At 73.1% G+C, this 13,321-nt stretch carries 12 protein-coding genes, 1 other RNA gene and 1 pseudogene; 9 read left to right on the forward strand and 5 right to left on the reverse strand.

Going from position 1 to position 13,321, the window contains the following annotated elements:
• From BJF77_RS09645 to BJF77_RS22625, 3 genes and pseudogenes are all read left to right on the forward strand, one after another.
• A pseudogene (locus tag BJF77_RS09645) lies at positions 1-3,544 on the forward strand (multifunctional oxoglutarate decarboxylase/oxoglutarate dehydrogenase thiamine pyrophosphate-binding subunit/dihydrolipoyllysine-residue succinyltransferase subunit); the annotation flags it as partial.
• A 127-nt stretch (positions 3,545-3,671) separates the two neighbouring features.
• Positions 3,672-4,271, forward strand: coding sequence for a GDSL-type esterase/lipase family protein (locus BJF77_RS09650; RefSeq protein WP_047802493.1), 600 nt, complete (start codon positions 3,672-3,674; stop codon positions 4,269-4,271).
• 137 nt (positions 4,272-4,408) lie between these two features.
• Positions 4,409-4,483 carry a 50S ribosomal protein bL37 gene (locus BJF77_RS22625; protein WP_095343185.1) on the forward strand — a complete coding sequence of 25 codons (75 nt, stop codon included), beginning with the start codon at positions 4,409-4,411 and terminating at the stop codon, positions 4,481-4,483.
• A gap of 94 nt (positions 4,484-4,577) precedes the next feature.
• On the opposite strand, the gene rsrA is transcribed toward BJF77_RS22625, so the two are convergent.
• Positions 4,578-4,844: a mycothiol system anti-sigma-R factor gene (rsrA, locus tag BJF77_RS09655; RefSeq protein ID WP_047802492.1), complete on the reverse strand. Its 267-nt coding sequence runs from the start codon at positions 4,842-4,844 to the stop codon at positions 4,578-4,580.
• Between the two features lie 2 nt (positions 4,845-4,846).
• Positions 4,847-5,515: a sigma-70 family RNA polymerase sigma factor gene (locus BJF77_RS09660; RefSeq protein WP_047802491.1), complete on the reverse strand. Its 669-nt coding sequence runs from the start codon at positions 5,513-5,515 to the stop codon at positions 4,847-4,849.
• A gap of 336 nt (positions 5,516-5,851) precedes the next feature.
• Between BJF77_RS09660 and BJF77_RS09665 the strand changes: the two genes are divergently transcribed.
• The 4 genes from BJF77_RS09665 to hisN are packed head-to-tail and all read left to right on the forward strand — an operon-like array spanning position 5,852 to position 9,734.
• Positions 5,852-6,391 carry a DoxX family membrane protein gene (locus BJF77_RS09665; RefSeq protein WP_047802490.1) on the forward strand — a complete coding sequence of 180 codons (540 nt, stop codon included), beginning with the start codon at positions 5,852-5,854 and terminating at the stop codon, positions 6,389-6,391.
• Positions 6,392-6,429: 38 nt separating this feature from the next.
• A complete protein-coding gene (gene aroA, locus BJF77_RS09670) occupies positions 6,430-7,785 on the forward strand; it encodes a 3-phosphoshikimate 1-carboxyvinyltransferase (protein WP_075872042.1) in 1,356 nt (451 codons plus the stop codon).
• Positions 7,775-8,884 (forward strand): ribosome small subunit-dependent GTPase A, encoded by a 1,110-nt coding sequence (locus BJF77_RS09675; protein ID WP_047802489.1) that lies wholly within the window; start codon positions 7,775-7,777, stop codon positions 8,882-8,884. The genes aroA and BJF77_RS09675 overlap by 11 nt, the downstream gene beginning before the upstream one ends.
• 52 nt (positions 8,885-8,936) lie before the next feature.
• On the forward strand, positions 8,937-9,734 hold the full coding sequence (hisN, locus tag BJF77_RS09680; protein WP_075872026.1) for a histidinol-phosphatase: 798 nt from the start codon (positions 8,937-8,939) through the stop codon (positions 9,732-9,734).
• A 135-nt stretch (positions 9,735-9,869) separates the two neighbouring features.
• Here the strand turns inward: hisN and BJF77_RS09685 are convergent, their stop codons facing one another.
• From BJF77_RS09685 to smpB, 3 genes are all read right to left on the reverse strand, one after another.
• Positions 9,870-10,244 carry a DUF4190 domain-containing protein gene (locus tag BJF77_RS09685; RefSeq protein WP_075872027.1) on the reverse strand — a complete coding sequence of 125 codons (375 nt, stop codon included), beginning with the start codon at positions 10,242-10,244 and terminating at the stop codon, positions 9,870-9,872.
• A 584-nt stretch (positions 10,245-10,828) separates the two neighbouring features.
• Positions 10,829-11,211: a transfer-messenger RNA gene (gene ssrA, locus BJF77_RS09690) on the reverse strand.
• Between the two features lie 86 nt (positions 11,212-11,297).
• Entirely contained in the window at positions 11,298-11,774 is a 477-nt protein-coding gene (gene smpB, locus BJF77_RS09695) for an SsrA-binding protein SmpB (protein ID WP_047802487.1), read from the reverse strand.
• Positions 11,775-11,954: 180 nt separating this feature from the next.
• Here smpB and BJF77_RS22330 point away from each other — a divergent pair, with 180 nt between their 5' ends.
• Positions 11,955-12,320 (forward strand): hypothetical protein, encoded by a 366-nt coding sequence (locus BJF77_RS22330; protein ID WP_075872028.1) that lies wholly within the window; start codon positions 11,955-11,957, stop codon positions 12,318-12,320.
• A complete protein-coding gene (locus BJF77_RS09705; protein WP_075872029.1) occupies positions 12,311-13,204 on the forward strand; it encodes a polysaccharide pyruvyl transferase family protein in 894 nt (297 codons plus the stop codon). Before BJF77_RS22330 ends, BJF77_RS09705 begins: the two co-directional genes overlap by 10 nt.
• Positions 13,205-13,321 lie beyond the last annotated feature (117 nt).

Consider the following 13,321-nt stretch of genomic DNA (forward strand, 5'->3'; position numbering starts at 1 on the left):
GACGTCGGCGCCGGCCGCGGCCCCGCCCGCCACGAAGTCCGGCGCGAAGGCCGAGGCCGCCCCGAGAGCGGCCAGGGCGAGACCGAGTCGCGCCGGCCCATCCCGGCCCAGCCCGCCCGGGCCCGCGCCAGCGCCCCCAGCACGGACGCCCCCGCGGAGGACAAGGTCGTCAAGCTCCGCGGTCCCGCCAAGGCGGTGGCCGCCAACATGGACGCCTCGCTCACGGTGCCGACCGCCACGACCGTGCGCGCGGTCCCCGCGAAGCTGCTCATCGACAACCGGATCGTGATCAACAGCCACCTCGCCCGCAACCGCGGCGGCAAGGTCTCCTTCACGCACCTGATCGGCTACGCCGTGATCAAGGCGCTGGCCAACTACCCGTCGCAGAACGTCGTGTACGACGAGCAGGACGGCAAGCCGGTGGCCGTGCACCCCGCCCACGTCAACTTCGGGATCGCCATCGACATCCCGAACAAGGACGGCTCCCGCAACCTCGTGGTGCCCAACATCAAGGGCGCGGAGGCGATGTCCTTCCTGCAGTTCTGGAACTCCTACGAGGACATCGTGCGCCGGGCGCGCACGAACGAGCTGACCATGGAGGACTACCAGGGCACCACGGTGTCCCTGACCAACCCCGGCGGCATCGGCACCGTGCACTCCGTGCCGCGGCTGTCCAAGGGACAGGCCTGCATCGTCGGCGTGGGCGCCCTGGACCACCCGGCGGAGTACCGGGGCTCCTCCCCGAAGACCATCGCCCGGCACGCCGTCTCCAAGATCATCACGCTGACCTCGACCTACGACCACCGCGTGATCCAGGGCGCGGGCTCCGGCGAGTTCCTGCGCCTGATCGAGTCCTACCTGCTGGGCGGGGACGACTTCTACGACGAGATCTTCGAGGCCCTGCGGATCCCCTACGAGCCCGTGCGCTGGGCCGTGGACAACCAGGTCAACCCCGAGATCCAGGTCAACAAGGTCGCCCGGATCCAGCAGCTCATCCACGCCTACCGCGTGCGCGGGCACCTCATGGCGGACACCAATCCGCTCGAGTACGTGATGCGCAAGCACCCCGACCTCGACATCCGCACCTACGGGCTGTCCCTCTGGGACCTGGAGCGCGAGTGGCCCACCGGCGGCTTCGGCGGCGCGGACGTGCTGAGCCTGCGCACCATCCTGGGCCGGCTGCGGGACGCCTACTGCCGCACCCTCGGCGTGGAGTACATGCACCTTCAGGAGCCCGAGGAGCGCGAGTGGTTCCAGGACCAGCTCGAGCACGGCTACCAGAAGCCCAGCCGCGAGGAGCAGTTCCGCATCCTGGGCCGGCTCAACGCCGCCGAGGCCTTCGAGACGTTCCTGCAGACCAAGTACGTGGGCCAGAAGCGCTTCTCCCTGGAGGGCGGTGAGTCCCTGATCCCGCTGCTCGACGAGATCATCGCCGACGCCGCCGACGCCGGGCTCGCCGGGGTGGGCATCGCCATGGCCCACCGCGGCCGGCTCAACGTGCTCACCAACATCGCCGGCAAGTCCTACGCCAGGTGTTCCGCGAGTTCGAGGGCAGCCAGGACCCGCGCACCACCGAGGGCTCCGGCGACGTGAAGTACCACCTCGGCACGGAGGGCACCTTCACCTCCGACAACGGCAACGAGACCCAGGTCTACCTCGCCGCCAACCCGTCCCACCTCGAGGCGGCGGACCCGGTCATCGAGGGCATCGCCCGCGCCAAGACCGACGTCCTCGGCGCCGGCCCGGAGGGCGACGGCACCTACCCCGTGCTGCCCATCCAGGTGCACGGCGACGCCGCGTTCGCCGGCCAGGGCGTCGTGGCCGAGGTCCTGCAGATGGCGCAGCTGCCCGGGTACACGGTGGGCGGCACCGTCCACGTCATCGTGAACAACCAGGTGGGCTTCACGACCTCCCCCGCGGCGGCGCGCTCCACGACCTACGCGACCGACATCGCCAAGGGCCTGCAGGCGCCGATCTTCCACGTCAACGCGGACGACCCGGAGGCCGTCACGCACGTGGGGCAGATGGCGTTCGCTGGCGCCAGGCGTTCCACAAGGACGTCGTGATCGACCTCATGTGCTACCGCCGCCGCGGCCACAACGAGGGCGACGACCCCTCGATGACCCAGCCGCTGATGTACAACCTCATCGAGGAGAAGCGCTCGACCCGCAAGATCTACACCGAGAACCTGGTGGGCCGCGGCGACATCACCCAGGAGGAGGCCGACCGGGCGCTGAAGGACTACCAGGAGCGCCTGGAGCGGGTGTTCGCGGAGACCCACGAGGCGCAGACCTCGTCCATCCCGCTGGTCACCGGCGACTCCGCGGCGATCTCGAACATCGAGCGGCCCTCCGCCCAGCAGGCGGACTCCGGGATCTCGGTGCCGCGGACCACGGCGATCTCCGCGGAGGCCGCCCAGCGCCTGGGAGCGGTGCACGTGGAGGTCCCCGAGGACTTCACCGTGCACAAGAAGCTGCGCAAGCTGCTCGAGCGCCGGGAGGCGATGACCCGCGAGGGCGGCGTGGACTGGGGCATGGGCGAGCTCATGGCCTTCGGCTCCCTGATGATGGAGGGCATCCCGGTGCGCATGTCCGGCCAGGACGTGCGGCGCGGCACCTTCACCCAGCGGCACGCGGTGTTCTTCGACGCCGACACCGGGGCGGAGTGGACCCCGCTCAACCACCTCTCCGGGGACCAGGCCAAGCTGGCGATCTACAACTCCCTGCTGTCCGAGTACGGCGTGCTGGGCTTCGAGTACGGCTACTCCGTGGAGCGGCCCGACGCCCTGACCGTGTGGGAGGCCCAGTTCGGGGACTTCGTCAACGGCGCGCAGACCGTGGTCGACGAGTTCATCTCCTCGGCCGAGCAGAAGTGGGGCCAGCGCACCTCGCTGGTCATGCTGCTCCCCCACGGCTTCGAGGGGCAGGGCCCGGACCACTCCTCGGCCCGGATCGAGCGGTTCCTGCAGCTGTGCGCCGAGCAGAACATGATCGTGGCCAACCCGTCCACCCCGGCCAGCCACTTCCACCTGCTGCGCCGGCAGGCCTACAGCCGCCCGCGCAAGCCGCTGGTCGTGGCCACGCCCAAGCAGCTGCTGCGGCTCAAGGCGGCGGCCTCCCCGATCGAGGAGTTCACCTCCGGCGCGTTCCGCCCGGTGATCGGCGACCAGGGCGGGCTCAACGCCTCCGAGGTCACCGACGTGGTGCTGGTCTCGGGCCGGCTGTACTACGACCTGGCCGCCGCGCGCGAGCAGCGCCAGGACCGCAGCACCGCGATCGTGCGCGTGGAGCAGCTCTACCCGCTGCCGCTCGCGGAGATCCGGGAGGAGCTGGCCAAGTACCCGGAGGCCCGTCTCACCTGGGCCCAGGACGAGCCCGCCAACCAGGGCGCCTGGCCGTTCATGGCGGTCAACCTGGTGCCGGAGCTGGACCGCAGGGTGCGCCTGGCCTCCCGGCCCGCCTCGGCCTCCCCGGCCAACGGCTCGGCCAAGCGCCACGCCGCCGAGCTGGAGACCCTCGTCCAGACGGCCTTCGAGCGGGACTGAGCCCGCCCGGGACGGCGGGGGCCGCGGCCCCCGCCGTCCCGCACGTTCCCAGCGAGTCCGGCGCCGGCCCGTGCCCCACGGGCCGGCGCTGCCCATGACCACCGCACCCCCGACCAGAAAGAACGACGTGGAGCAACGAAGGATCAGAATTGTCGCAGTCGGTGACGAGCTGCTGGCCGGCGAGGGCGACCCGCGAGGCCTCGGCTGGTTCGGGCGCGTCATGGCCCGCACCCCGCACCACGTGGCCCCCGTGGCGGCCTACAACCTCGCCGCCCCCGGCGAGGGCAGCGAGTCCCTCAACGAGCGCTGGTTCGAGGAGGCGGCCCGCCGCTTCTCCCCCGGCCACGACAACCGCCTCGTCATCGCGCCCTCCACGCTGGACATCGACCTGTCCATCACGAGCGCCCGCTCCCGGCTGAACATGGCCAACATCATCGACACGGCGTCCCAGCACAACGTGCGGGTGCTCGTCGTCGGGCCCCCGCCCACGCTGGACGGCGAGCGCAACCGGCGCATCGCGGACCTCTCGGCCGCCTACGCCGACGTCACGACCCGCCGCAACCACGTCTACGTCGACACCTTCAACCCTCTGCAGCACCACGAGCAGTGGCGCAAGGACCTGGCCGCGAACCACGGCCACCCGGGACAGGCCGGCTACGGGCTGATGGCCTGGCTCGTGCTGCACCGCGGCTGGTACAACTGGCTGGACCTGCCCCAGCCCCAGTGACCCCGGCCTCCCGCGCATGTGAGACAATGGCGGGCAGTGCCTCGTCCGGCCGCCGCTGAAACTCACCTGAGCACGCGGGAACGGACGCCGACACCCACGATCCGCCGCGGACGGCCGCGGACAGACAGGAGGCTCGTATGAGCAAGCGCGGACGCAAGCGCAAGGACCGCCGGAAGGGCGGCGCCAACCACGGCAAGCGCCCCAACGCCTGAGGTCCCCGGACCCGGCAACGCCGTGACGGAAGGGCCCCGGACCGCTCAGCGGTCCGGGGCCCTTCCGTGTGCCCGGGTCCCGGGGCGGCGGCGCTCAGGCCGCGGGGGGCTCCTGTCGCTGGGCGTGCAGGCGGGCGAGGATCGAGACCCGCAGGTCGGCGGGAGCGGTCTCCGCGCAGGACCGGCGGACCACGGAGCGGATCACGCACTCCAGGTCGTACTCGCGCGCGCACTCCCGGCACTCGAGGAGGTGGCCGTGGATCTCGTCGAGGTCCTGCGCCGGGAGCACCCCGTCGAGGTACTCGTAGATCCGGCGGATCCGCTCGTCCGTGCAGTGTCCGAGGCTCTCGCAGTCGGCCATGTCTACTTGTCCTTTTCCTTCTTCTTGTCGCCGGTCACCTTGGACGTGTCGAAGCCGCGCTCGGCCGCGTAGTCGGCGAGCTTCTCGCGCAGCAGCTTCCGCCCGCGGTGCAGCCGGGACATCACCGTTCCGATCGGCGTGTCCATGATCTCGGAGATCTCCTTATAGGCGAAGCCCTCCACGTCGGAGAAGTACACGGCCAGGCGGAACTCCTCGGGCAGCTCCTGGAGGGCCCGCTTGACGTCGCTGTCCGGCAGGTGGTCGAGGGCCTCCACCTCCGCCGAGCGCAGTCCCGAGGACGTGTGGGACTCGGCGCGGTGCAGCTGCCAGTCCTCCACGGTGTCGGTGTTCGCCTGCTGCGGCTCGCGCTGGCGCTTGCGGTAGAGGTTGATGTACGTGTTCGTGAGGATCCGGTACAGCCAGGCCTTGAGGTTCGTGCCGGGCCGGTACTGGTGGAACGCCGAGAACGCCTTGGTATAGGCCTCCTGCACCAGGTCCTCGGCGTCGGCGGGGTTGCGGGCCATCCGCAGGGCAGCGGCGTAGAGCTGGTCCACGTACTCCATGGCGTCCTGCTCGAAGCGCGCCTTCCGGGCCTCCGGGGTCTCGGTGTCGACGTCGACGGGCGGCTCGGTGCGCTGGGGGACGGCCCCCTGCTGGTTCTGCTCGTTCATCACGGACCAGTCTACGGGGATCCGCCGGCCGGCCGGGGCCGGGGCGAGGGTGCTGGCGGCGGTGCTGATGGCTGCTCCTCTCCCCGGCCGTGCCGGTGCGCTCGCTGGACGTCGCGCGTGCCGCCGAAGCTCCGGCGGTCCTGCTGCGGCGGGACGGCCCGCTCGCCGTCCTCCTGCACAACGGAGGTCACGGGCGCGCGTATTCCCCGTCGCGGCGGGTCGCGGCTCGCCCCTGCCCCGGCCCCCGTGGCTAGGATGGGTGAGGCGGCGCCGTCCGCCGCACCAGTACCCGTCCGACCACGCCCCGCGGTCACGCCTGCCGCCCAGGAGGAACCCATGAGCATCGTCCGTCGCATCGCCCGCCCGCTGCTGGCCACCGGTTACGTCGCCAACGGTGTCGAGAGCTTCCGCAACTCGTCCCGCGCCGCCGAGCACCTCGCCCCCGCCGCCTCCGCGGCGGCCAAGGCCTTCCCGCAGGCCGGGCCCGTGCTGCAGAACCCGGCCGTGGTCGCCCAGGGGCTCGCCGCCGCACAGGTCGGCGCCGCCGTGCTGTTCGGCCTGGGCCGGCTGCCGCGCCTGTCCGCCGGGGTGCTGGTGACCACCACCGCGCTCAACGCCTACGCCGACTACCGCGCCGCCGAGGCGGACACCCCGGAGCAGAAGGCCGCCCGCCGGGCGACCGCCTTCAAGAACGCCTCCCTCGTCGGCGCCGTCATGCTCGCCGCCGTGGACACCGAGGGCAACCCCTCCCTGCTGTGGCGCGCCGAGCACCTCGCCGGCGACGTCAAGAAGAACGCCTCCAAGCTGGGCAAGGACACCCAGAAGCAGGTCGCCAAGGCCGAGAAGACGCTCCAGCACGCCGTCAAGCACAGCTGAGCCGGGGTCCCGCCGTCGTGATCCCGTCCGAGGCCCCCGTGCCCGCAATCCCGCCCGACGTGCCGGAGCCGGCCCAGCAGCACGAGCTGTGGCCGGCTCCGTTCGTGGGCGACCGCCCGGTCGTCGCCGAGCTGACGGTGCCGGGCTCCAAGTCCCTCACCAATCGGTACCTGCTTCTCGCCGCCCTCGCGGACGGCCCGTGCCGCCTGCGCTCCCCGCTGCACTCCCGCGACTCCCGGCTCATGGTGCAGGCCCTGCGCGCCCTCGGGGCCGGCGTCGAGGAGGTGCCCGGGGACGGTGACTTCGGCCCCGACCTCCTCGTGCAGCCCGCCTCCTGGGAGGCCGCCGACCCCGTCGCCGTCGACTGCGGGCTCGCCGGGACCGTGATGCGCTTCGTCCCGCCCGTGGCGGCCCTGGGCCGCCGCCCGGTGACCTTCGACGGCGATCCGGGCGCCCGGGTGCGCCCGATGGGCCCGGTGGTCGACGCCCTGCGGGCGCTCGGTCTGCGGGTCGAGGACGGCGGCCGCGGCCGACTGCCCTTCACCGTGCACGGGACGGGCGGGGTGCCCGGCGGGGAGCTCGAGATCGACGCGACCGGCTCGAGCCAGTTCGTCTCCGCCCTCCTGCTCGCCGGGGCGCGCTTCGACGACGGGCTGCTGCTGCGCCACCGGGGCGCGGACGGGCGCGGCGTGCCCTCCATGCCGCACGTCGAGATGACCGTGGCGGTGCTGCGCGGGCTCGGGGTCACGGTGGACGACTCCGTGCCGGAGCAGTGGCGGGTGGCCCCCGGCCCGGTCCGGGCCTTCGACGTCACCATCGAGCAGGACCTCTCCAACGCCGGCCCCTTCCTCGCCGCGGCCGTGGTCACCGGCGGACGGGTCTCCGTGCCGCGCTGGCCCGGGCACACCACCCAGGGCGGGGACCACTGGAAGCACATCCTGCCCGCCTTCGGCGCCGAGGTGGAGCTCGCGGACGGGACCTTCTCGGTCACCGGCCCCCCGGTGGTCACCGGCGTGGACCTGGACCTGGGCGAGGCCGGGGAGCTGGCCCCCACCGTCGCCGCCGTGTGCGCCGTGGCCACCACCCCGTCCCGGCTGCGCGGCATCGCCCACCTGCGCGGCCACGAGACGGACCGGCTCGCGGCGCTCGTGGCCGAGATCAACCGGCTCGGCGGCGACGCCGAGGAGACCGAGGACGGCCTGCTGATCCGGCCGGCCCCGCTGCACGGCGGCACGTTCCGCAGCTACGAGGACCACCGGATGGCCACCGCCGGGGCCGTGATCGGCCTGGTGGTGCCCGGGGTGCGCGTGGAGAACATCGGGACCACCGCCAAGACCCTGCCCGAGTTCCCGCGGCTGTGGTCCGGGCTCCTGGGGACCGGCCGTGGCGCGTAGGGACTCCGCCCGGCGCGACTGGGACGAGTCGGACGTCCGCGTCCGCCCGAACAAGTCCGGCTCCCGGCCCCGCACCAAGGACCGCCCGGCGCACCGGGACGCCGTGACCGGCCGCATCGTCACGGTGGACCGCGGCCGCTACACCGCGGTCCTCGACGAGGACACCGACCGTGAACGGCTGGTCGTGGCGGTGCGCGCCAAGGAGCTGCACCGCCGGCCCGTGGTCGCCGGGGACCTCGTCGGCCTCGTCGGGGACGTCAGCGGCGCCCCGGACAGCCTGGCCCGCCTCGTGCGGATCGAGGAGCGCGCCACGGTGCTGCGGCGCAGCGCCGACGACACCGACCCGGTCGAGCGCGTGGTGGTCGCCAACGCCGACCAGCTCGTGATCGTGGTCGCCGCCGCCAACCCCGAGCCGCGCACCGGCTTCATCGACCGCTCCCTGGTGGCCGCCTACGACGCCGGGATCGAGCCGATCCTGTGCATCACCAAGACGGACCTGCGCGACCCCGCCGAGCTGATCTCCCACTACACCGCCCTGGAGCTGCCCGTGCTCGTCTCCGGTCCCGCGCGGGACGCCGCGGCCGACGACGGCGGGGCCACGCTGCCCCTCGACCGCGCCCTCGTGGAGGCCCTGCGCGCGCGGCTCGACGGCCACGTCTCGGTGCTCCTCGGGCACTCGGGGGTCGGCAAGTCCACCCTCGTGAACGCCCTCACGGGCGCGGACCGGGCGACCGGCGGGGTGAACGCGGTGACCGGGCGGGGCCGGCACACGTCGTCGTCGGCCCTGGCCCTGAGGATCGAGGACGCCTCCCCCGGGTCCTGGATCATCGACACCCCCGGCATCCGCTCCTTCGGCCTCGCCCACGTGGACCCCGACCGCATCGTGGAGTCCTTCGACGAGCTCGCCGAGGCGATCGCCGAGTGCCCCAAGGGCTGCCGCCACACCGAGGCCTCGCCGGGCTGCGCGCTGGACGACTGGGTGGCACAGGGCCGGGCCGGGGACGCGGGCGGGTCCCGGCTGGCCTCGCTGCGCCGGCTGCTCGGCGCCGGGGAGCGCCCGGGCGAGTCCCGGGAGGACAAGGAGCTCGGCATCCAGTGAGCCGGCGGCCGGGCCGGCCGGGCACGGTACCGGTTCGGGGTAGGTTGGAGCAATGCGCAGCCCCAGCAACTACACCGACGACCTCCGCCTCGCCCACATCCTGGCCGACGCCGTGGACCGTCTGACCATGCGCCGGTTCAAGGCCCAGGACCTGACGGTGGAGACCAAGCCCGACCTGACCCCGGTCACGGACGCCGACCGCGAGGCCGAGCAGCTGATCCGCGCCCAGCTGGGGCGCACGCGCAACCGGGACGCCGTCATCGGCGAGGAGTTCGGCACCACCGGCAACGGGGCCCGCCAGTGGGTCGTGGACCCGATCGACGGCACCAAGAACTTCGTGCGCGGCGTGCCGGTCTGGGCCACGCTGATCGCCCTCGTCGACGAGGGCCGGCCCGTGGTCGGGGTGGTCTCCGCGCCCGCGCTCGGGCGCCGCTGGTGGGCCGCGTCCGGGACCGGGGCGTTCACCGGCAAGTCCCTGGCCAACGCCCAGCGCATCCGGGTCTCGCAGGTCGGGCGGCTCTCCGACGCCTCCCTGTCCTACTCCTCCCTGACCGGGTGGCGGGACCGCGGGGTGCGGGACCGCTTCCTCGAGCTCACCGACGAGGTGTGGCGGACGCGGGCCTACGGCGACTTCTGGTCCTACTGCCTGCTCGCCGAGGGCGCGGTGGACATCGCGTGCGAGCCCGAGCTGAACCTGCACGACATGGCCGCGCTCGTGCCCGTGGTCGAGGAGGCCGGCGGCCGCTTCACCTCCCTCGAGGGCGAGCCCGGCCCCTTCGGCGGCAGCGCGCTGGCCAGCAACGGCCTGCTGCACGACGAGGTGCTGGAGCTGCTCACGCCCGCCTCCTGACCCCCGTCCCCGGGTCCGCTCCGCCGTGCCCGGCGGAGCCCGGTGTCCGCCCGCGGTGCGGTGCCGGGCGCTCCGGCACGGGAACGCATGGGGCCCGCACCGGTCGGTGCGGGCCCCACGCGTCCTCGGCGGCGCTCAGAGGTTCTGGGTGGTGAGTCCCATCTCGCGCTCGATGCACTGCTGGAAGGCGGTCGGGTCCGACGAGTACTGGTTGCAGGCCTCCATCGCCGGGCCGATCTCCCCGAACAGCGCCCCGAAGATCACCAGGAAGAAGATGCTCGCCAGGATGCCCAGGACGCTGAGCACGATGCCGATGATCGGCACCGCCTTGGACGCCCCCGGCGTGCGGCCGAGCTTGCGCACGGCCACGATGCCGAGCACCAGGCCCACGAGCCCGGGCACGAGGCCCAGCACGAACCAACAGGTCAGCAGGGACACGATGCCCAGGATGAGGGCGGCGATGCCCAGGCCCGTGCCCTGCGGCTTCGCACCCCCGCCGTACTGGCCCATGTCGTACTGGCCCTGCTGCCCCGGGTAGCCCTGGCCCTGCTGGTACTGGGCGGGATAGCCCTGGCCGCCGTACTGCCCCTGGGAGTACTGGTCCTGACCGTACTGACCGGCGCCGTACGGACCCTGTCCGTACTGGCCCTGCTGGCCCTGGCCGTACTGGCCCTGGCCGTACTGTCCCCGCCGTACTGGCCCTGCTGGCCCTGGCCGTACTGGCCCTGGCCGTACTGCGGGGACGAGTACTGGTCCCCGCCCTGACCGTAGCGCGGCGCCTCGTAGGACGGCCCGGAGGGGGCGCCCTCGATGCGCTGGCCGTACTCGGGCCCGCCCTGGCCGCCGTAGCTCGACGACCCGCCGGCACCCGTGCCGCCCTGGTCTGGCGTGTTGTCGTTCTGGCTCATGGCGTTGCCCTTTCGGTCGTCGGCGGTACACCTCCAGCTTGTCACACCGCCCCCGGTCGCCGCCCATCTCCCGGGCCGGCCACGAGCCGGGCGCCCGGCCCCGGGACCCTCCCCCGGCCCGCCGGCGCAGGAGCTCCGGGCACGAAAAAACCGGGGAGCGCCTCGCGGCGCTCCCCGGTCGGGGAATCGTGGAGATGGGGGGAATTGAACCCCCGTCCGATGCAGCTTTGTCAGGGCTTCTCCGGGTGCAGTCTGCGTGGCGTTTTCTCAGTCCCGGCCCTCGTGCAGACCCGTGGCCGACGGACTCAGTCGCGCAAGTGTTCTCCAGACGCCCGCGACGAACGGCTGGAGCAGTGGCCTTCTAGCTGATGCCAGGCCCCGGGTCGAAGGCGAACCCGGGCTGACAGTCACCTAAGTCTGGTTACGCGGCGAGCGCGAGGTCAGACTTTGCGGTGGCGTTGCTGTTGGAATTGGCAACTATTGTTTTACAGAGAGCGTTTACGAGATAACTCTGCGTCCTCGACCCGCTTCCCCTGTCTCAACTCACATCGTCGAAACCGATCATCCCCGTATTCTGTTTCCAAGCACCCCGCCGCAGCGGGATGTCCCAGTCTACCGCGCGGTATGTGGGCGTGCAAGGACTGGGTGCCGGAGCTCAGCCCAGGTTCTTGTACCGCATGGCCCGCTGGGCCTCCCGGTTGTCCTGCTTCTCCCGCAGGGCCTGGCGCTTGTCGTACTCCCTCTTGCCCTTGGCCACGGCGATCTCCACCTTGACCCGTTTGCCGTCCACGAAGTAGAGGGACAGCGGCACGATCGTGAAGCCCGTCTCCCGGACCTTCTGCTCGATCTTGTCCATCTCGCTGCGGTGCAGCAGCAGCTTCCGGCGCCGCCGGGCGGAGTGGTTCGTCCAGGACCCCTGGAGGTACTCGGGGATGTGCACGCCCTCGAGCCACAGCTCGCCGTCGGTGAACTGGCAGAACCCGTCCACGAGCGACGCGCGGCCCATCCGCAGCGACTTCACCTCCGTGCCCATGAGGGCGAGACCGGCCTCGTAGGTGTCGAGGACGTGGTAGTCGTGCCGGGCCTTCTTGTTGTTCGCGACGACCTGGCGGCCGGTGTCCTTCGTGGCCATGGGCCTCCTCCCTCGGGAACGGTGCGGACGGAACGCGGCCGCGCACCGGGGCGCGCGGCCGGTCCTCCATCCTACGCCACCGGCCCTCCCCCGGCGCCGTCCGCGCCGGGCCCCCGCCGTTCGGCGCCGGGACCCGGCGTCGTCCCAGGTCGCGCCCCGGGCACCCGGTACGCTGGGCCAATGCTGGACATCGCCCCCTCCGCGCCGTCCCCGGCCGCGGACATCCTCTACCTCGTCGGCACGAGCGGTCACCCGAACTTCGGCGACGAGTTCATCGCCGCCTCGTGGCTGCGCTTCCTCGCCCGCACCCGGCCCGACGCCGAGGTCTGGCTCGACTGCCCCCACCCCGGGCTGGCGTCCCACCTCTTCGGCGGCCTGCACCCGCGGCTGCGGACCACGGACACCCTCTGGCGGCTCGTCTTCGAGACGACCGGGATGGACCCGGCCGCCGCGGACGCCCACGTGGACCGGGTGGTGACCTCCCTGGGCTCCCCGCGCTACGACCTCGGCCTGCTCGCGCCCGGCGGGCGGGATCGGTGCACCTGATCGGGGGCGGCTACCTCAACGCCATCTGGCCGCACCACGCCCGCCTGCTGCGCGCGGCGCGGCGGCTGAGCGAGCTCTCCGGCGCGCGGCTGGCGGCCACCGGCCTGGGCCTGACCCCGGCCGCGGACACCGCCGCGGACACGGAGGCCCTGCGCGAGGCGCTCGCCGCCTTCGACCACGTCACCGTCCGGGACGCCCCCAGCGCGCAGCTGTCCCGGGCCCGGCAGGCGCCCGACGACGCCTTCCTCGGGCTGCCCGACGTGGCCGGGTTCCGGGCCGGACCGTCCGAGGCGCCCGCTGCGGAGGGCGACGTGTGGGTGTGCCTGCAGAGCGACATGGCCGATCCCGGCGTCCTGGACGACGCGGTGGCCGCCGTCCGCTCCGCCCTCACGGGCCCCGAGCTGGCGGGCCGGACCGTGCGCTACCTCGAGGCGATCCCCGGCGCGGACCGCGCGGCCTTCGAACGCCTGGCGGACCTGATCCCCGAGGAGCACTTCGTGCCCTTCACCCGGGTGTGGCAGGAGGGCTTCCCCGCCCGCGCCGGCCAGACGTGGCTGACCTCGCGGTTCCACTTCCACCTGCTGGCCGCCGCGTGCGGGGCCGCGGGCACGGCGCTGGAGGTGAGTGCGGACTACTACCGGGTCAAGCACCAGTCCCTGCTCGACGCCGGCACCGGCTGGTCCGTCACCCCGGCCGGCGACCGCACGGCGCGGCCGCCCGCGCGCTCGTCGTCGTTCCCGGAGACCGCCGACCGGCTGCACCGCACGAAGCTGCGGGAGGCGGAGGAGCTCTACCCGGCGCCGGAGGCGCCGGAGGACCCGCCGGCCGTCGCCGCCGGGCGGGTCCTGCCCGGCCGGGCGGTGGCCCGCTTCCTGCGCCGCTGACGGGAGGAGCACGGCCGGCCCGTCGACCGGCCGTGCTCCTCCGTCCTGCGGGAGCACGGGCTCAGCCGGCCCCCTCGGAGCGTGGCCTCGGCGGGCGCAGATCCGCCCGGCGTGGAC

The organism is Kocuria sp. CNJ-770, assembly GCF_001942375.1.
GTDB lineage: Bacteria > Actinomycetota > Actinomycetes > Actinomycetales > Micrococcaceae > Kocuria > Kocuria oceani.